Origin of the sequence: Maritimibacter alexandrii (assembly GCF_005871115.1) — a bacterium.
GTDB lineage: Bacteria > Pseudomonadota > Alphaproteobacteria > Rhodobacterales > Rhodobacteraceae > Maritimibacter > Maritimibacter alkaliphilus.
On the sequence record NZ_SWKQ01000013.1, the window covers coordinates 529,791 to 548,317 of the forward strand.

The following is an 18,527-nucleotide window of genomic DNA, read 5'->3' on the forward strand; positions in this document are numbered from 1 at the left end:
ACCCCGCGCCGTCCGCCCGAAGCCGTGGGCCGACTATGCCGGGGCGTTTCAGGCACCATCAACCTTGACCGCGTCCACCGGCATCCCGTTTTCACGCAGGACGCTGGCGATGCCGCGCCGGAAATTGGCCTCGTCGAACTGCTGGGCATGGGCGGCGAGCGCATGAGGGTCGAGGTCTTCGAGACCCTCCCGCTCGAACGCCTCGACGGCGGCGATCAGCCCGTCCACCTCGGGGTCGGCATAGAGCAGACCGGTCTGGCGGTCGACGACCGTGTCCAGCGCGCCGCCGCGCCCATAAGCGATCACCGGGCGGCCCGAAGCCATCGCCTCGACCGGGACCAGACCGAAGTCCTCTTCGCCCGGAAAGACCAGCGCCTTGCAGGCCGCGAGATAGGCTTTCATCTTGGGAAACGGCAATTTGCCGAGGAACCGGATATTGTCGTTGGCGTTGCGCGACAGCGCCTTGGCGGTCTTGTCCGGCCCGCCGATGATGAACAAGGGCTTGTTCAGCTTGTTGAACGCCTCGATCGCCACATCGGGCCGCTTGTAGGAGGCCAGTTCGCCCAGCCACAGGTAAAAGCCGCCGCGATCCTTTGCCTCGACCGGATCGAAGTCCTCGACCGCGACGGGCGGATGGACCACGCGGGCGTCGCGCCGCCAGTATTTGTTGATCCGCGCCTCGACATGGGTGGAGTTCGCGACGAAGCAATCCACGCGCGCGGCACTGGTCACATCCCATTGGCGCAGGTTGTGGATCAGGCGCGGCATCACCGCCCGCTTCACCGCCCCCGCGTCGCGGCGATAGACGTGATACTGATCCCACAGATAGCGCATGGGCGAGTGCGTATAGCACAGGTGCAGCGCATCGGGGGCCGGGATCACACCCTTGGCCGGGCCGCTTTCGCTGGACAGCACGAGGTCATAGCCCGACAGGTCCAGGTCCTCGAGCGCGCGTGGCATGAGCGGCAGGTAGTTCTGGTAAAGCCGGGTCGCCAAGGGTTTGCGGCCCACCGAGGTCAAGTAGACCGTCTTGGAATTGATGAGGTCCGAGACCTTGGCCGGGTCGTAGGCGTGGGTGAAAATGTCGGCCTGCGGGAACATGCGCAGAAGCGACTCCAGCACCTTCTCGCCGCCGCGCATTCCGACCAGCCAGTAATGGATGATGGCGACGCGGGGTTCGTCGCCGGACAGGCCCAGACGACGCACCCAAGGCTGGGTGGTCTTGCGTGTCGGATGGCCGGGGGTGGTGCGGTCAAGAATATGCTGCATACCCGTCTCCGTAAATTTTCTCGGCCGCCTTCGGATCGACCTGATTCAAAACGATTCCTGCCGGGGTCAGACCGACCTCGGCCAATGCGTCGATGCCTTCGCGAACGGCGGCGCGTTTGGTTTCGTCCCACCGCACGACATAAAGAATACTGTCGGCCACCGTGTTGAAGACCAGCCCGTCGGCCACGTTCAAAAGCGGCGGGGTGTCGATGATGACCACGTCGAACACACGCTTCAGCTCTTTCATCAGCGGGCGCAGCCAGTCCTCGGACAGATCGTCGGCGGCTTCGGGGCACGGGGTCACGGCGGCAAGGAAATGAATGCCGGTTTCTTCGTCCAGATGAATGGTTTCGGGCAGGTCGGCGGTTTCGAGGATGAAGTCCGCGAAATCGTAATCGACCTGCCAGCCGAAGGTTTCGGCCAGACGCGAGCGGCGCAGATCGCCGTCGACGACGATGACGGATTTACCGGCGAGCGCCGCCATCTGGGCCAGCGCCATGGCGGTCGTCGATTTCCCCTCGCCGGGTTGCGAGGAGGTGACGGACACCACCCGCGCGACGTCGCGGTCACGCATGTTCATCAGGGTGCGCAACTGGCGCACCTTTTCCCCAAAAAGCGTGTTGGAATTGATGCGCAGCCCCCGGATCACGTCCCGCGTGCCGTCCTGCGCCTGAAGCGGCAGACTTGCGAGGACCGAGAGGCCGGTTTCGGCCTCCACTTCCCTCCGGGTGCGGAAAGTGGAGCGGGTCATTTCCAGAAACAGTGCGGCGACCAGCCCGGCGGTCAGGCCGAGGACCAGCCCGAAGGCCGCCATCAGCTTGGGCCGGGGCGCGGACGGCACGGCGGGGAAGGTCGCGCGTTCGATCACGCGGGCTTCGGGCCGTTGCAGGTTTTCCTGACCGGAGGCCGCGCCAAGACGGGCCAGAAGCGCCTCGTAATTCTCTCGCGCGGCGGCGGCTTCGCGTTCCAGTTGGGTGCGCCCGATCGAATTGGCGGACATGCCCGCAAGGCGATCTTCGAGCTGTTGGATGCCGTCGGCGAGGGATTGTTCGCGCAGGCGGGCCACCTCGACCTCGTTCCGGCGCAACTCGATGATACGCTCCGCCTCTGTCTGCATTTCGGCTTCGACGCCCGCGATCTCGTTCGCGATGCGCACCCGCTGCGGATGGTCGGGGCCGAACGAGGCGCCCCATTGCGCATCCTGCCGTTCAAGGGCCAGCTTGTCCTGATTGAGCCGTTCCAGCAGGGGCGAGGTCACGGCTTTCGCCAGCGCGTCGAGCCCCTGATTTTCCAGAAGGTTCCTGAGCTGTTCATACTGCGCTTCGGCGGTCACGCGCTCCGAACGGGCGACGACCAGTTGGCTCGACAGATTGCCAAGCTGCTGGGTCGAAGTCTCATATGTGCCGCCTTCGCGGGTCAGCGCGTCCGAGCGATATTCGGCCAGCGCGGCCTCGGCGGCTTCGACGGTGGCCCGCGCCTCGTTCACCTGTTCTTGAATCCATGCGGTCGCCTGCACGGCGCTGTCACGGCGGTTTTCAAGCTGAAGCGCGATATAGGTGTCGGCGATGCCGTTGGCGATCTGTTGCGCGATGCCGGGTTCGGCGGCGCTGAACTGGATCTCGAACACGTAGCTTTCGGATTCGCGCGATACGTTCAGATCCTGCCGGATCGCCCATGTCAGGTCGGCAAGGCGCGATGCCTCGTCACGATCCCCGCGCACCTCGCCCCAGTAAAGCGTTTCAAGCCGTTCGATCCCGACCTCGAGGATCAGGCGTTCGATCAGGATGTTCGAGGTCATGACCGACACTTCGGACTGGATCACAGGGTCGGACAGGCTGAGGTTCGACACTACCTCGTCCGACGACATGATCCGCACTTCGCGCGCGTCCAGCATGACCTTGGAATATGCGGTGTAGGTCGACGGGATGAACTGCGTGACGACGAAAAGGAGCAGCGCGCAGCCGACGGCAAGACCGCCGATCAGCGGACCACGCGAGAAGATCGCGCGCAGCAGGCCACGGACATCGACACGGTCGATATCCTCGGACCGCTCGGAACTACGCCCGGAGCGGACGGCCTGCATGTCGAACGTGGTCACGCTTCACTCTCCTCGACCCCATAATTCGAAGACCATTCTGTCGGTTTTTGGGCGATGACGTGGTGTGCACCGGCTTTTCGCGCGGCATCCACAGCCGACCCGCAGGATCGACCGGCAACGACGGGGCATGACCCGACGCTCCGCGAACGGTGGCGAGTTTGCAATTGAACAGACAATGGACCCTACGCAACAAGGCCCCCCCAGTCCTCGCGAATATAGTTTACGCGCGGTTTCGTTTCCACCGAATTGCGTCAAAAATTCGGTATTTCACCAGCATGTTCACCGGATCCTGCCACATTTAGCGATGTCGGGGCGGACAATGGAGTCAATTCTTTGGGATTGATTGAGAATCGAAATCAAAGACTTAGCAGCCACTCACGTGGTCGTGGTGCCTGCCGGGCGTGATTCTAGGGCCAGTGCGCGGGACAATCCGGCGATGAGACCGGCGAGCGCAAAGAAGAACACGCCGAAGTCCGGGGTCGGGTGGGTCAGAAGCGCGGCGCAGAGCATCGCGAGGCATCCGGCCTTGAGCGACTTGACCACGACCGCCCGCGGGTCCCAGCCGGGGCGCGAGGGGGCCATGCCGAGGCTTGCGAGGAACGCGAGGAAGAAGAACGTGCCGATCACGCCGACGCTGGCGAGGCAGGCGATCAGCCAGTTCGACGCACGCACCGCGCCCACGCCCGCGCCAAGGCCGTAGGTGTCGTAGAAATTCTGCATCGCCTGCGTGTTCCAACTCATCCGTTCCACGCCGCTGTCGCTGTCCATCTTGTTGAACAGCGCCCGGTCGAGGAAATCGGTGACGGGCTGGACGAGTTCGTAGCTGGCGGCGATGGCGATGACGAGCACCCAGCCCATGATGAGCCCGCCGAACACCAGCACGATGGAGCGGCGCGAGGCTTCGGCGCGCAGGTTCCTCAGGATCAGGTAAAGCCCGAAGGTGACGAGGAATACGACGAGGGCCAGATAGGCGGCGGACGATGTCGAGCGGATGACCGAGATCGTCGCGAGTGCGAGCATCCATCGGCTGAGGCGCGAGCCCGGCGCGAGCAACCAGTATTGCAGCCAGAAGCCGAAGAGGCCGAGCGAGAAATACCCGAAGGTCGAGGCTTCGGGAAACCCGCCGATCATGCGCTTCATCCCCGCCATCGTGTCGGTTATGTGCATGGAGTAATTGGCCGAGCGCAGCCACTCCATCAACGCGGTCAGTCCGAATTTCGCGGTCGCGACGTCGAGCCAGCCGAGCGTGAAATTCACGGTGGTCGCGACGGCGAGCGCGGTCAGAACCGGGCGCACTTCGGACTGGCGGCGAAAGGCGGTCGCAAGGGCGGCGAAGGTGAAGAAGTCGAGGACGAGCCGGAAAAGCTGCGTGATGTTCCCGGTCGAAAAGCCCAGCGGATAGCGGGCGATGCGCCCCTCGCCCTCTTGGCGCGCGATGCCGAACACCTCGGTCTGGCCGGCGAACAGGACCGGATAGAAGATGGCCGAGATACCCGCGACGACGATGGCGCAGGCAAGCCAGAACCCCGGTCCGAACGGGCGGAATGTGCCCAGCAGGCTCGACATCATCCCGCGGGTCAGGAGCACCATGCAGAAAAGCGTCACCGCGCCAAGGTCGAGCACGCCGATGGTGGCGCCGCCCAGCGCGGGCAGGTTGAACGCCGCCGCCGCGCCGAAGGGGGCCAAGACCATGAACGCCCAGAGCCCGCGCTGCATACCGAGGCCCACGAGCGCCACGATGGCGAAGACGGCGATCAAGGTGGAAGGGACGAATTGCAAGGGCGGGCGGGTCCGTTTCTGTCTGCTGTCTTCCTGCACGAAACGGCCCGTTCTGTGAAGGGCGCTTGCCGGGACATGGCGGCGTGGGGCAGGCTCTTGGCATGAAGTTGGTCTTCCCCGTTCTGGCTGCCGCGCTGACCGCCCTGCCCCTCTGGGCGCAGGAAAACGTCGGGCCGCGACTGGGGGCCGCGTCGAGTTTCGGGCAGACCTGGGACCGGCGGATGCTGGACGCCGCCGACAGGTTGGGCATCCACGATCTGCGCGACGAGCTATACTGGAAAGACATCGAAACGGGCGGTCAGATCGCCTATCCCACGATCCGCCACAGCTATCCGGCCCTGCTCGCGGCGCGCGGGATGACGATGACGGTCATCATGAACAACGGGCATCCCGCGTTTCAGGGGGGCGTCACGCCCTACACCCCCGAGGGGGTCGAGGCCTTTGCCCGGTTCTCGGCCCGGATGCCGCAGGATTTCCCCGCGATCACGTCGGTCGAGGTGGGCAACGAGATGAACAGCGACACCTTCACCTCCGGCCCGATGCGCGCGGCGGATCTCGCGGGCCGGGCCGCGATCTATGCCACGCTGATCGAGGCGACCTACAAGGCGGTGAAGGCGGCCGATCCGCAGGTTCGGGTGCTGGGCGGGGCGGCGCATTCGATCCCGATTGCGTGGTTTCGGGCGCTGTCGGACGCGGGTGCTGCGGAATGGATGGATGCGGTGGTGATCCACCCCTACACCACGCCGCCTGAGCAACTGCCGCGCCAGATCGCGCTCTTGCGGCAGGTTCCGGGGTTCGGCGCCCTACCCATCGAGGCGACCGAATTCGGCGACCCTAACGGGGCGACGGCGGCGGCGACGCTGGTGAAATACTATTGCGCGATGGCCGTGTCCGGCGTGACCCGCGCGGTCTGGTATCCGCTCAACACCCGTGGCGACGGGCTGGAGCCTTTGGTCGGCACCGATTACGCCCTGACCGACGTGGGCGCGGCTTTCACTATGTTGCAGGCACGGGCCGAGGGCGTTCCTGTGCGCGACGTTTCACCGGACCCGTTCACCTATGCCTGCGCCTTCGGGGCGGACCTGATCGTGATTTGGGGCGCGCCGCGTGATGTCGAGGTGGACGCGGAGCTGACTGTACTCGGTCCCGACGGGCGCGAAACGGATCGGCGGACCCTGTCTCGGGATGAGCCGCTGATCGTGTCCGGCGACGGGGTCGCGGTCAGTCCGGAGGGGAACCTGCGCCTTGGGCCGCAGACCGTCATCGCAGACAGCTATGACCAGTTCGACCACGATGGCGCGGGCGACGGGTTCCGGCCCTTCGTGCGCTTCAAGGACGGCGACGCGCCATTTGCCTTCCGCCCCGGACAGGAGACGGGCGGCGTGCCTTGGGTGCCGTATCTGGCCAGCGCGCGGGACGGTGGCATCCGGATGAATGCCGAGTTCATCGTGCCGACCCTCGCGGGGGCCGTGGGGCACCGATATGTGGCCGAAGCTGACGGGGCCGTGGTGCTGGACATCTCGCTGGCACCTGACGCGACGACCGACGGCGTCGTTCTCTCGGTCCTCGTGAACGGCGCCGAGCTTGCACGGCAGGTGGTCACGGGCGGGATCGACACCCGGATCGGACCTTTCGACATGGCGACCGGAGATGAGTTGGAAATCCTCGTCGCGTCCGGCGCGTCGGATGCGGGCGATGCGTCGTCCTACCGCTTCACGCTCTCTCGCGCACCCTGAACCGCTCGGCACCCTGAAGGGCTTCGAGCGTGGCGCGCATTCCTTCGCGCGTGTCTTCGATGGCGCATCGGTGGGTGTCGGGGTCGATCCCCTGTTCCAGCGCCGTCTGAACCAGCGCGGCGACCTCTTCCGGCGGCGTCTTTGTGCGTCCGACGAAAAAACGGTCCAGCCCGACCGACGAAAAGAAACTCTGTACCTTGCGATCCCACCCCATGCCGACCACCGGCCGTGTGTAGGCATATCCCAATATGCAGGCATGCAGCCTGTGCGAGATCACCGCACGGCATGGCGCGACCGTGGCCACCAGTTCTTCCGGGTTTCTGGGCACCGGCGCACATTCTATCCGGCCGTCCGCGATGGCCTGTCGGATCAGCGGCCGCTCGCATAGCTCGCCCAGCGCAAGGGCGTCTTCCTCGGCCCCGTTGCAGAACAGCCGCACGGGCCCGACCTGACCGACGAGTTCCAGCGCCAGAGCTTCGAACCAGCCCAGACCGCCGCGCCCCGCGACGCCGCTGTCGGCGTGGTAGGTCAAAAGCACGGGCGACGTCACGCCAAGCGCGATCCGGTCGACCGCGGCGACAGGTCCGAACGCCTCGAAAGCGAGCAGACCGGGGTCGCGTGTGAGGATGGCCTTCGGCTCGAAGATCCCCGATTGATCCTCCCACGCCTTGAGCGAGTCTTCGTCGCGCATCCCGATGGACCGCAGGTCGGCCTCGGCCAGCGTGCGAAACAGCGCCCTGCCCCTGCGCGACCAGTTGCGCGACACACCGGTTCCGTGGATCGCCACGGGAAGGCCCTCGTCCCGCAGAAGCTTGGCCACGCGCCCGATCTTCGTCGGGAAGTTCAGGTCCGCGTCCGAGAACAGTTGCCCGCCGCCGATGATGGCAAGGTCGGCACCGGAAATCGCTTCGCGCCAGCGCGGTTCGATCCGGTCGAGCATGGCGTTGAGGCGACGATAGACGATCTGACGGCGGAAGGTTTTGGAGAACAGGCGGAGTATTTTCAGAAGCGTCGCCCGGTTGCGCACGGTCACGGCGCCGAACCTGTCGCGGCCCGAAATGTCGACCGGCACGACGGCGGCATCCGGCACCAGCTCGCCCAAGGCGTGAACCATGCAGGCGCCGATCAACCCATCCCCGAGGTTGGGAGAATAGTGCAGGTTGAACACCAGAATTCTCACGACCGACACGCTCGCAAACGATTGACTCCGAACAATTGCCACAAAGTGGCATTACCCGACATATGCGTTTAAGCAGCGAGAGCGCCGAAAAACAGGCGGATACAGGAAAAATTCTAGGCCGATATTGGAAACATGAGCCGTCGAAGAATCGTCATCATAAATGACATGAGTCTTGCACGCGGCGGGGCCACGGCGCTCGCCATGATGGCCGCCGAAGATTTCGTCGCGCGTGGGCATGAGGTGATCTGGCTGTGCGGCGACGACGGCGACAGCCCCGAGCTTGCCGCCCTCGGGGTCGAGGTCGTGGCGGTCGGCGGCAAGACGTTGCTGGAACTGCCGGGGCGCACCGCGCTGACCTCAGGCCTGATGAACACCAGGGCGCGTGACGTCGTGGCCCGTTTCATCGCCGAACGCGACACGCCCGAGACGGTCTATCACACGCACAGTTGGGCGCAGATCTTCTCGCCCGAGGTTTTCGCGGCGCTGAAGCCCGTGTCGCAGCGCACCCTGATCCATGCCCACGATATGTTCGTGGCCTGCCCCAACGGGGTCTATATGGATTACCAGAAGGGTCAGGTCTGCACCCGCGTGCCCCTGTCGCTCGACTGTATCTCGACCCATTGCGACAAGCGCAGCTATCCGCAGAAGGTCTGGCGCGTGCTGCGGCAGAAGAACCTGCGCCGCCATCTGGGCGACGGGTCCGACTGGGGCGGGATACTGGTTCTGCACCCCGAAATGACCTCGCGCCTGACACGCGCCGGATACCGTGCGGATGCGATCCACGTCGTGCGCAATCCGGTCGTGCCCTACGCGAAGGAGCGTATCCGGGCCGAAGAGAACCGGAAGCTCGTCTATGTCGGGCGGCTCGAACCGGACAAGGGCACCGGCGTTCTGGCCGAGGCCGCGAGGCGCACTGGCGTGCCGACCACGCTGGTGGGCGACGGGCCGATGCGGGCCGGGCTGGAGGCCGATGCGTCCGGCAACCCCACGATCACCGGGTGGATCGAGCGGTCACAGGTGGGCGGTTACGTGGGCGACGCGCGCGCGCTGGTGATGCCCTCGCTGCATCCCGAACCCTTCGCGCTCGTCATCGCCGAGGCGGTGGAAAGCGGCCTGCCCGTGCTGGTGGCCGATACCGCCCTCATGTCGAAAGAGGTCGAGCAGAACGGGCTTGGCCTGTCGTTCTCGCCCACCGATCCGGCCAGCATCGACGCGGCCCTGACCCGGTTCATGTCCCTGCCCGACGATCAGGTGCGGGCGATGAGTGAAAAGGGGTATTCCGGCGACGTGCGTCTGGGCCTCAGCCGGTCCGGATGGATCGACGCGCAGGAAGCCGAATATGACCGTGTGCTGGCGGGCATCAGGGCTTCAGCCGCGTGATCCGATCGGGCGAGTCCTTGCCCCGGATCACATCGCCGATCGCCACGAGGTTCCCCTTCAGCCGCCCGCGATAGTCCGCCCATGCGGGCGGGCGCAGCGAATGCATCAGGTTCGACAGGATGTTCCGGCTCATCATCTCATAGGCGTGGAAGCGGCTCATCGTCCCTTTGCGGCGCAGGTAGAACGGGTTCGCGATCTGGGAATAGCCGAAATAGATGCCCGGCGTGCGCCCGGTCTTGGTGCCGAGATGCACGCCGCGCATATGCCCGGCCTTCACCACGTCGCCATGTGCCGCAAGGCGGCGTGAGAAGTCGACGTCCTCGAGCCAACTGTAAAGCGGCAGCGCCTCGTCGAATAGCATCGCCTCGTCCAGCGCGACGCTCGCGCGCAGCGCCATGTTGCAGCCGTAGCCCGCGTATTTCGGCGAAAGCGTCTCGGTTTTCTCCGCCTGCGCGTGTTCGGCCAGAAGCCGAGCGCCTTCACGGTGGTCGTAGCCCGGCCCCCGGATGCCATCGGCCAGAACCGTTCCCGTGGCGATGACCACGTTCGGGTTCTCGCGAAAGACAGTCAGCGTGTTGGCGACGTAGTCCGGCTCCATCAGAAAGTCGTCGTCGAGGAGGAGGAGCACATCCTCGCGCCCCAGAATACGCATCATCCGGTTGCGTTGCAGGGTGGCGCCCTTCGGGCCGGTGATGACCTCGACCGGAAACGGCAGCTTCGGGATGTCGAGATCACCAAGGTCGTCGGGCCCGGCGACGCTCAGGATCAGAAGGTCCGGCAGCCGCGACTGTCGCGCGATGGCGCGCACCGTGTCGGGCAGAATCGTGGGTCGGCCCGTGGTGGGGATGCCGATGACCACGCGGGTCGGTTGCGGTGCCCGAACGGCATCCGCCCCTCCGTCGGTCGGAAGGGCGGTCTGCGCAGGGTTCTGCAATTCGCTCATGGAATGCAACATCGAATGGTTCCGGTCAGGCGCGCGATCAGCAGGCCCCACGCTGGGCAAGGACCACGCCCACGGTCTTGAATACGATGCGGATGTCGTCGAGGAAAGTGGCGTTGCGCACGTAGTCGACGTCAAGCCCGACACGGTAGTCGTAGCTGGTGTCGGAGCGTCCGCCGACCTGCCACGCGCCGGTGATCCCCGGCTTGACCGCGCAGTAATCGGCGAAGTGCATCCCGTATTTCTCGGCTTCGCTCCAGGTGATCGGGCGCGGACCGACGATGGACATGTCGCCCTTGAGCACGTTCCAGAACTGCGGCAGCTCGTCGAGGCTGGTGCGACGCAGGATGTTGCCGATGGCATGAACCCGCGGGTCACGTTCCAGCTTGCGATCCGCTTCCCACTCGGCCCGCGCGATCGGGTCGATGGCGAGCATCCATTCCAGCTGGCGGTCCCCGTCAGTCTTCATCGTGCGGAACTTGTGACAGGCGAATTCCTCGCCGTTCGCGCCCACGCGTTTGTGCGAAAAGAAGATCGGCCCCCGTTCGCGCAGGCGCAAGGCCAGCGCGACGATACCGAACACCGGTGCAAGCAGCACCAGAGCGATCCCTGCGAACAGGATATCGAAGCCCCTTTTCAGAATACGATTGGCCCGATTGGTCGTGGCCGGCAGCGTCTCCCGCATCGTTTTCGGCAGAGCGACCGAAAACTGCGGCTCAAAATCAAATGCCATCTTCACCCCGAAGTCACGCTCGGTCGAAACCGACGTCCCTGGCACCCCCGCCCAGATATTGCCACATATCCGCCCCAATTCGACCGGCCAAGAGAGAAACAATCTGTTCTGCCATGCTTAATAGGTGAGCATAAAAGTCTCACTTGATGGCCGTCTCTGCAACCGATCTCAGGTCGCAGGTCGGAGATCGAGCGCCTTCGACGGCGAATATAATGATTTATTTTCAATGATTTACGGCACGATTGACGGACGCCTCGACGTCATACAAGCTGCGCCGCGGCATGATCCAAGGGGAACATGGTGGATAACCTTACCTTACGTCGGGTCGCCCCGAACGGGCGGAATGGAGGCCGGAATGAGGCGGAAATCGGCTCACGACGTTGCGTAAACCTGCCCCGTTCCGGCAATTAAGGCAGGTCTGACACATACGTTTGGACAGTCATTCGGCGTCCGAATGCGGGCGAATTCGGACGGGAACGGGTCGGGTGATTCTATGGGGCAGCGGGGGTCAGAGAAGGATGTCGGGGGACCACGCGGGACACGGCGCGACGGGCGCGCCGTGACTATCGCTTGATACGGGTGATCGTGCCGGTGTTCGGATTGTACCCGCGCGCGGCAAGGACAAAGGCGACCGACGCGCAGCCAATGACGACGGCGGCGGACACCTCGTTGAACTGACCGTAGGCGGCGAAGCGGATCAGCTCGACCGCATGGGTGAAGGGATTGAACAGGGCGAGCCAATACAAAAGGTCGGCCCCGGATTCACGTAGCTTCCAGAGCGGATAGAGCGCGGAGGACATGAAGAACATCGGGAAGATCACGAAATTCATCATGCCCGCGAAATTCTCGATCTGCCGCGTGTAGACGGTGATGAGAAGCCCGATGGAACCCAGCATGATCCCCGCCGCGAAGATCGCCGGGAGGATGAAGATCATGCCCGGCAGGGTCATGTAATAGCCAAACAGCGCCGCCAGCCCGAGAAACACGTAAATCTGGAGCGTGGCGAGGAAGGTCGCCCCGAGGATCTTGGCGAACAGCAGGAAATGCCGGGGCAACGGGGCCACCAGCATGACCCGCATGACCCCTGCCTCACGGTCGTAGACCAGAGACAGGGCCGATTGCATGCATTGGAACAGAACGATGATGCCCGCGAGGCCCGGCAGGATGTATTCCTGATACGGCGTGTAGGTCACATAGGGCTCGATGATCGAAATCCCGAGCAGGTTTTGCAGGCCGGAGGCGAAGATGAACAGCCAGAGCGACGGCCTGACGATGGCCGACAGCAACCGCTCGCGCTGCCTGAAGAACTTCAGGACTTCGCGTTCGGTGACGGCATAAATGCCCAGCAGGTAATTCGGTCGAACGGGCTGATGGGTGTCAGTCACAGGCAAACTCACCTTCATCGAAACCAAGGGCGTCAAGCGAATTGGTCTGGTGCTCGAACCCTTCCAGTGGGGCGACCCCGATGATGGCGTTCTGCGTGGAAAGCAGGACCGGCATCCGCAACTGACCGTTCCACGACCGGAAACTCATCTGCGCGCCTTTCGACCCGTCGAGGCGAAGCTTGTCGGACCGGAGAAGCTCGTTCACGTCCTCCAGCCCGTCGCCACGCGCCTTGGCGAAGGCCGTGAGGACCGCCCGCGTCGCGATCCAGGCGGACCAGTCCTGCCAGCCCATGCGACGGCCATCCTCGGACATGGATTCGAAGCGGGAGTTCACCTGCGGCGCGCCATACCTCTCGAACGCCCAATGCCATTCCAGCGCGACAAGGCCGGTGGCGCCGATCACGGGACGCGGCAGAGCGGTCTGATACGGCACGTATCGGGCGAACTCGCCGATTTCGTCGGCGATGAACACGGCGTCATAGTCGCGCGTGCCCCCGGTGATGAGCGCGATGTTGTTCTGCTCGCGCATTTCGGGGTTGGTCGAAAGGTCGAATTCGCGGTCGTCGACCACGCGCAGCCGGAACCGTTCGGCGGCGGCGATGAAGGCATCCGCGCGGGCGGTATCGCGTTCGGTCTTTCCACGCAGGACAAGGAACGAACTCCACTTGCGGGCGACGGCATGTTGAACCAGCGCGTCCGAGATCATGCGGTCGCTGGCGGCGGCGTGAAGCAGATTGGCGTGACACTTGCGCCGCAACCAGTCGTCCGGCGCGGTGGTGTTGAGGATCGTGACCGGCGTGTCCGCCAGCGCGGCTGCGAGAGCGTCGACCTCGGCGGCGGGCAGATCGACGACGAGATGCGTGACCCCCTCGTCCACCATCGCGCGGGCCGCCTCCTGAAGCTCGCCATCGCCGACGGCGGCTTCCGACAGGACGGGGGTGAACCCACGGGCGTCGGTCAGCATCTCCATGTCAGAAATCGCCATCCGTACCGCGGCGCTCACATCGCCCAAGGGCCGCAGTTCTATGCGGGCATAGGCGAAATCCTCGTCATAGCGCGGATCGTTTTCGAGACGGAGCAGGCCGATCCGAAGATCGGCCGCCCCGGCTGTTTGGGCAAGGCACAGTGCCAAGAGTGCGACGATGACCCGTTTCAATCGTCAATCACCACGGTATGCGGGACGCGGCCCACGGGGATCGACCGGATGGGGCGATAGCTTTCCATGTCGACCAGCGTGATGTCGTCGGACAGGCCATTGGCGACCACCGCCGTCTGTTCGTCCCGCGTGAGTGCGACCGACCAGGCGCGACGTCCCACGAGCACATAAGACAGCAGCTCCTTCGACACCGCGTCGATGATCGCGATGTGGTTGGCGCGGCCAAGGCTGATGAGGCCGATCTTGCCATCCTGCGTCAGCGCCATGCCCACGGGTGTCACGTCCTCGGGCCGGAAGCCCGGCGGCAGGAACTCCAGCACCTCTTTGATCTCTTCGGTGGTGCGGTCGATGATGTAGATCTCGCTCGACAATTCGGCGGAGACCCACAACTCGTCCGTATCCGGCGTCACGACGAAACGGCGCGGGCGGGTGCCGACGACGATGTTGTTGGTGACGACGCCGTTTTCCTTGTCGACGACGTGGATCATGTCGGCCACTTCCGACGTGACATAGACCGTTTCGCCATCGGGCGAGACGATCACGCCTTCGGGCTCGGCCCCGGTGGGAACGTCATGCACGGTGATGCGCGCCTCGAGGTCGATGATCTCGAGCATCGAGTCCTCTTCGTTCGAGACATAGATCTGCGTCTCGTCCGGCGAGAAGGCGAACACTTCCGGGCTTGGCCCGGTGGGGATGCCATCGACGACTTCCAGCGTCTCGACGTCGATCACGTCGATGATGTCGTCATCGCCGCAGGCCACATACAACAGCGTGCGGTCGGCGTTGAACTTCATGTCGCGCGGGCGGCGCGAGGTCTCGATCTTCTTGATGAGGTTGAACTCAGGGTCAAAGACATAGATGTCGTGACTCTTTTCGTTGCTGACGAAGATGCGCCCGGTTTCAAACGCGGACGCGATCGTCGGGACGAGTGCGATTGCGAGGGCGAGGAAGACTGATCGCATCAGCGCACCACGAATGTGCCGGCGAGACCGCGGTTCTCATACCCTTCGATCCAGAAATCGAAATCGCCGGGGCGGATCGGAACGAACCAGATGTCGATGGTGCCTTCGTCGTCGAATTCGACCGAGTGCAGGCCAAGCGGCTTGACTTCGAGGTCTTCGATCACGACCTGGCTGACCCAGGAATTGCGAAACAGGTCCGGCGCGACGATCTGAAATTCCTCGCCGCCGTCATGGACGATGCGCCAGCGGTAATACTTGCCGGTTTCCAGTTCGAATTGATTGACCGAAAGCGTCAGTTCCGCGCTGTCGATTTCCATATCCGGCAGGCGCTCGGGCTGGCTTGCAAGGTTGCCTTCGGCCAAAAGCGGCGTTGCAGACATGAAAAGAGCGGCGAATGCCGCACCGACCCGACCCAATTTCATTTTTGATTCCTCCCGTTTTTGTCAACTATTTCCACCCACGATGCATTAAGTTGGCATAGGTTATCAAAATAGTGTGGATTGGATTTACCAAACAATTCAGATGCTAGGCTGATCGTGACCTTGTCACAAGAATGGGAGGAGAAGCAGGGATGAAAAGACGGAATCTGTTTGGCGCACTGGGTGGCGCCCTTCTGGGGGCGACCCTGTTCGCGGGTTCGGCGACGGCATTCCAACCGCCCACGAAGGAGCTTGAACAGGTCCATGTCGGCGTCCTGCTCAATGGCACGGCCAGCTGGGAAATGCAGGTCATCAAGGATATGGGGCTGGACGAAGAGAACGGCTTCGAACTGGTGCTCAAGGACGTGTCGGGCAAGCAGGCGAGCCATGTGGCCCTGATGTCCGGCGATGTCGACATCGTGCTGTCGGATTTCGTCTGGGTCGCCTCGCTGCGCGCTTCGGGCGAGAAATTCACGGCGGTGCCGCATTCCTACGCGGTCGGCGGGCTGATGGTGTCGCCCGACGGCCCGATCGCATCCATCACCGATCTTCCCGGCAAGACCATCGGGATCGCGGGCGGCCCGGTCGACAAAAGCTGGGTCATTCTTCAGGCCTATTACATGGCCGAAACCGGCGAGACATTGGCCGACAAGGTCACGGCTCGTTTCGGTGCCCCGCCCCTTATCAACGAATTGCTGACCGAGGGGCAGATCGACGCCTCGCTCAACTTCTGGCACTTCAACGCACGGGCGAAAGCCGGCGGTGCCGAAGAGCTGATTTCGGTCGATACCATGATGACCGAAACGGGGATCGAGAACCGTCCGCCGCTGCTGGCCTGGGTATTCAGGGACGAGACCGCCGCCAAGAAGCGCCGCGCGATCAAAGCGTTCCTCGACGCCTCGTTCGCCGCCAAGGCGATCCTGCTGGAAGATGACGAAGTCTGGGAAGGTCTGCGCGAGAAGATGCGCGCCAGGGATGACGACGCTTTGTTCACGGCGCTGCGCGACGATTACCGCGCCGGCATCCTGCGCAGCTACGACGACGAAACCATTGCGGCCGCGGCCGCGTCCTTCGCCATCATGGCCGAGCACGGAGGCCCCGACCTTGTCGGCGAAAGCACGGAGATGGACCCGGGCACGTTCTGGTCCGGCTATAGCCACTAGGACAACAGGCGGACATGGCTGAGGCCGGGCGCAAGCCCAGATCGACACGTCGGTGGGCGGAATGGGCATCGTTGCCCCTCCTCCTCCTGCTTTGGCAAGTGGCGGCGATGCTCGTCGCCCACCGGCTGTTTCCGACCCCCGTGGTCGTCTTTGGCGAGCTCTACGATCTGGCCGCGCACGGGTCGCTGATCGCGGATGTCACCAAGACGCTCGGGCGCGCCGTTCTTGCGTTCTTCGCGGCGATGACGATGGGGGTCGTGATCGGCGGCGCGCTGGGTCGGTTCGCATGGGCCGACGGCTTGTTCGGCAACTGGATCCTGATCGGGCTGAACATCCCCGCCATCGTCGTGGCGATCACCTGTTACATCTGGCTCGGACTGACCGAGTTCGCCCTGATCCTCGCCGTGGTCATCAACAAGACGCCTCTGGTGGCGGTGAACATGCGCGAAGGCGTGCGCGCGCTGGATCACGGGCTGGCCGAACTGGCCAAGGTCTACAGGGTCGGGTTCTGGCGCCGGGTGAACAAGTTCATCATCCCGCAACTCATGCCCTACGTGCTGACCGCCGCGCGCACGGGGCTGTCGCTGATCTGGAAAATCGTGCTCGTCTTCGAGGTGCTGGGAAGCGATGGGGGCGTCGGGTTCCGCATCGGCATCTTCTTTCAACACTTCGACATGAAAGGCATACTGGCCTACACGCTCGCCTTCATGGCGGTGGTGATCTTGATTGAATATGGCGTCATGCGCCCGTTGGAACACAGGGTACTCGGATGGCGTCCGGCGCAGAACTGAAAGCGGATATCGCGGAAAAAAGCTTCGGGCAGAACACGCTGTTCGAAGGCCTTCGCATCGAGGTGCCGGCAGGTCAGGTTGTGGCGCTGATCGGCCCGTCCGGGGTCGGCAAATCCACCGTGCTCAGGATGATCGCGGGCATCGACACGGCGTATGAGGGGCGCATTCTGGTCGACGGGGTCGCGCCATCCGCCGCCGAGGTGCCGGGTTTCGTCTTTCAGGACCCGCGCCTTCTGCCTTGGGAAACGGCGTTGGGGAACCTGCTGGCGGTGAAACCGGACCTGCCCTCCGACGAGGGCCGCAAGCTGCTTGCCGCCGTGGGGCTGGAGGCGGCGGCCGACCTGCGCCCGGCGGAACTGTCCGGCGGGATGCAGCGCCGCGTGGCCCTTGCACGAGCCTTGGCGGTATCCTCGCGGCTCTTGCTGCTGGACGAGCCATTCGTCTCGATCGACCGGAAGCTGGCGATGGAGCTTTGGGCCCTGCTCGCCGGTGTCGTGGACCGCTTCGGGCCCACTGTCATTTTGGTGACCCACGACCCTTATGACGCCGCGGCCCTTGCGGATCGCGTGATTACCCTTCGCGGGCGACCGGCGAAACTGGTCGATGACACGATGCTGGACGTGCCGCGCGCGGACCGTCAGGATGACCTCGTCGCCAAGATCGCGCGCGAACTGGATGCAGGGATGCGGGCATGACCACGACGGAACCAATCCTCACCCTGCGCGACGTGTCGAAATCCTATGGCAGGATCGACGCGTTGCAGGACGTGACCTTCGACATCCGGCCCGGCGAATTCGTCGGGCTGCTCGGCCCGAACGGCGCCGGGAAATCGACCATGTTCCAGATCATTTCGGGCCTGTTCGCGCCGGACGCGGGCACGGTCACGGTTTTCGGCAAAAGTCATGCCGGAGGCTCGGCGGCCATCCTCAGCCAGCTTGGCGTGGTGTTTCAGGCGCGCTCCGTCGATCTGGACATGACGATCAAAGAAAACCTCGCCTTTCACGGTCGCCTGTTCGGATTGTCCGGTCGGCGGCTGAAGGCGTGTATCGGCGAACAGGTCGAACGGTTCGGACTGTCCGACCTTCAGGCGCGCAAGGTCCGGCAGTTGTCGGGCGGCCAGCAGCGCAAGGTCGAGATCGCGCGCGCCCTTTTGAATGGCCCCCGGCTGCTTGTCATGGACGAACCGACCGCCGGGCTCGATGCGCCCTCGCGCCGCGCGCTGGTGCAGGACATGCGCGACATCGCGACCGAGGCCGGCGTCGCGATCCTGTGGGCCACGCACCTCGTCGACGAGATCGAAGGGGCGGATCGCGTGATCGTCCTGAACGCCGGACGGATCGTGGCCGACAGCACGCCTGACGGGCTGCGGGAGACGACGGACACGCCGGACCTGACGGACGCCTACGCCGTTCTGACCGGGCCGCAAAAGGCCAGCACGTGAGCCGGGCGCGGGGAACATGGTCCGCGCATCCGACCATGGGCGCGCAGGTTTTCAATCGCGGGCATCGCAAAACCCAATGCGCTTGCCCCGTAACA

Annotated in this window: 16 protein-coding genes; 6 read left to right on the plus strand and 10 right to left on the minus strand. The window is 64.2% G+C overall.

The features are described from left to right. Positions 1–48: 48 nt before the first annotated feature. The 3 genes from FCT00_RS15140 to FCT00_RS15150 form a co-directional block, all read right to left on the minus strand. A complete protein-coding gene (locus FCT00_RS15140) occupies positions 49–1,269 on the minus strand; it encodes a glycosyltransferase (RefSeq protein WP_138423664.1) in 1,221 nt (406 codons plus the stop codon). Next, positions 1,253–3,367 (minus strand): GumC family protein, encoded by a 2,115-nt coding sequence (locus tag FCT00_RS15145; RefSeq protein ID WP_008330771.1) that lies wholly within the window; start codon positions 3,365–3,367, stop codon positions 1,253–1,255. Before FCT00_RS15145 ends, FCT00_RS15140 begins: the two co-directional genes overlap by 17 nt. Positions 3,368–3,742: 375 nt before the next feature. Continuing rightward, positions 3,743–5,125, minus strand: coding sequence for a hypothetical protein (locus tag FCT00_RS15150; protein ID WP_138423665.1), 1,383 nt, complete (start codon positions 5,123–5,125; stop codon positions 3,743–3,745). Between the two features lie 122 nt (positions 5,126–5,247). On the opposite strand from FCT00_RS15150, the gene FCT00_RS15155 reads away from it, so the two are divergent. Further along, positions 5,248–6,882 (plus strand): hypothetical protein, encoded by a 1,635-nt coding sequence (locus FCT00_RS15155; protein ID WP_138423666.1) that lies wholly within the window; start codon positions 5,248–5,250, stop codon positions 6,880–6,882. Here FCT00_RS15155 and FCT00_RS15160 read toward each other — a convergent pair. Further along, positions 6,860–8,071 carry a polysaccharide pyruvyl transferase family protein gene (locus FCT00_RS15160; RefSeq protein WP_138423667.1) on the minus strand — a complete coding sequence of 404 codons (1,212 nt, stop codon included), beginning with the start codon at positions 8,069–8,071 and terminating at the stop codon, positions 6,860–6,862. The two genes, FCT00_RS15155 and FCT00_RS15160, sit on opposite strands and share 23 nt — an antisense overlap. Positions 8,072–8,194: 123 nt before the next feature. Between FCT00_RS15160 and FCT00_RS15165 the strand changes: the two genes are divergently transcribed. Next, positions 8,195–9,442: a glycosyltransferase family 4 protein gene (locus tag FCT00_RS15165; RefSeq protein WP_138423668.1), complete on the plus strand. Its 1,248-nt coding sequence runs from the start codon at positions 8,195–8,197 to the stop codon at positions 9,440–9,442. Here the strand turns inward: FCT00_RS15165 and FCT00_RS15170 are convergent. The 6 genes from FCT00_RS15170 to FCT00_RS15195 form a co-directional block, all read right to left on the minus strand. Further along, on the minus strand, positions 9,423–10,385 hold the full coding sequence (locus FCT00_RS15170; RefSeq protein WP_171043007.1) for a glycosyltransferase family 2 protein: 963 nt from the start codon (positions 10,383–10,385) through the stop codon (positions 9,423–9,425). The genes FCT00_RS15165 and FCT00_RS15170 overlap by 20 nt on opposite strands. 37 nt (positions 10,386–10,422) lie before the next feature. Next, on the minus strand, positions 10,423–11,115 hold the full coding sequence (locus FCT00_RS15175; protein WP_008330777.1) for a sugar transferase: 693 nt from the start codon (positions 11,113–11,115) through the stop codon (positions 10,423–10,425). A 563-nt stretch (positions 11,116–11,678) separates the two neighbouring features. Beyond that, a complete protein-coding gene (locus tag FCT00_RS15180; RefSeq protein ID WP_138423670.1) occupies positions 11,679–12,500 on the minus strand; it encodes an ABC transporter permease in 822 nt (273 codons plus the stop codon). After that, entirely contained in the window at positions 12,493–13,656 is a 1,164-nt protein-coding gene (locus FCT00_RS15185) for a type 1 periplasmic-binding domain-containing protein (RefSeq protein WP_138423671.1), read from the minus strand. Before FCT00_RS15185 ends, FCT00_RS15180 begins: the two co-directional genes overlap by 8 nt. After that, positions 13,653–14,618 carry a PQQ-dependent catabolism-associated beta-propeller protein gene (locus FCT00_RS15190; protein ID WP_008330785.1) on the minus strand — a complete coding sequence of 322 codons (966 nt, stop codon included), beginning with the start codon at positions 14,616–14,618 and terminating at the stop codon, positions 13,653–13,655. Before FCT00_RS15190 ends, FCT00_RS15185 begins: the two co-directional genes overlap by 4 nt. Next, positions 14,618–15,040, minus strand: coding sequence for a cupredoxin domain-containing protein (locus tag FCT00_RS15195; protein WP_008330786.1), 423 nt, complete (start codon positions 15,038–15,040; stop codon positions 14,618–14,620). The genes FCT00_RS15190 and FCT00_RS15195 overlap by 1 nt, the downstream gene beginning before the upstream one ends. A 149-nt stretch (positions 15,041–15,189) precedes the next feature. Here FCT00_RS15195 and FCT00_RS15200 point away from each other — a divergent pair, with 149 nt between their 5' ends. The 4 genes from FCT00_RS15200 (at position 15,190) to FCT00_RS15215 (ending at position 18,432) form a co-directional block, all read left to right on the plus strand. Further along, entirely contained in the window at positions 15,190–16,200 is a 1,011-nt protein-coding gene (locus FCT00_RS15200) for an ABC transporter substrate-binding protein (protein ID WP_138423672.1), read from the plus strand. 107 nt (positions 16,201–16,307) lie between these two features. After that, positions 16,308–16,991, plus strand: a complete 684-nt coding sequence (locus FCT00_RS15205; protein ID WP_138423673.1) for an ABC transporter permease — start codon at positions 16,308–16,310, stop codon at positions 16,989–16,991. Continuing rightward, a complete protein-coding gene (locus FCT00_RS15210) occupies positions 16,970–17,686 on the plus strand; it encodes an ABC transporter ATP-binding protein (protein WP_138423674.1) in 717 nt (238 codons plus the stop codon). The genes FCT00_RS15205 and FCT00_RS15210 overlap by 22 nt, the downstream gene beginning before the upstream one ends. After that, entirely contained in the window at positions 17,683–18,432 is a 750-nt protein-coding gene (locus FCT00_RS15215; protein WP_138423675.1) for an ATP-binding cassette domain-containing protein, read from the plus strand. Before FCT00_RS15210 ends, FCT00_RS15215 begins: the two co-directional genes overlap by 4 nt. The last annotated feature ends 95 nt before the right edge of the window (positions 18,433–18,527 follow it).

Bases quoted from the DNA above. Each gene is read 5' to 3' on its own strand.
- FCT00_RS15140 (WP_138423664.1), bottom strand. From the start codon at position 1,269: ATGCAGCATATTCTTGACCGCACCACCCCCGGCCATCCGACACGCAAG.
- FCT00_RS15155 (WP_138423666.1), top strand. From the start codon at position 5,248: ATGAAGTTGGTCTTCCCCGTTCTGGCTGCCGCGCTGACCGCCCTGCCC.
- FCT00_RS15165 (WP_138423668.1), top strand. From the start codon at position 8,195: ATGAGCCGTCGAAGAATCGTCATCATAAATGACATGAGTCTTGCACGC.
- FCT00_RS15170 (WP_171043007.1), bottom strand. From the start codon at position 10,385: ATGAGCGAATTGCAGAACCCTGCGCAGACCGCCCTTCCGACCGACGGA.
- FCT00_RS15175 (WP_008330777.1), bottom strand. From the start codon at position 11,115: ATGGCATTTGATTTTGAGCCGCAGTTTTCGGTCGCTCTGCCGAAAACG.
- FCT00_RS15190 (WP_008330785.1), bottom strand. From the start codon at position 14,618: ATGCGATCAGTCTTCCTCGCCCTCGCAATCGCACTCGTCCCGACGATC.
- FCT00_RS15195 (WP_008330786.1), bottom strand. From the start codon at position 15,040: ATGAAATTGGGTCGGGTCGGTGCGGCATTCGCCGCTCTTTTCATGTCT.
- FCT00_RS15200 (WP_138423672.1), top strand. From the start codon at position 15,190: ATGAAAAGACGGAATCTGTTTGGCGCACTGGGTGGCGCCCTTCTGGGG.
- FCT00_RS15205 (WP_138423673.1), top strand. From the start codon at position 16,308: ATGCTCGTCGCCCACCGGCTGTTTCCGACCCCCGTGGTCGTCTTTGGC.
- FCT00_RS15210 (WP_138423674.1), top strand. From the start codon at position 16,970: ATGGCGTCCGGCGCAGAACTGAAAGCGGATATCGCGGAAAAAAGCTTC.
- FCT00_RS15215 (WP_138423675.1), top strand. From the start codon at position 17,683: ATGACCACGACGGAACCAATCCTCACCCTGCGCGACGTGTCGAAATCC.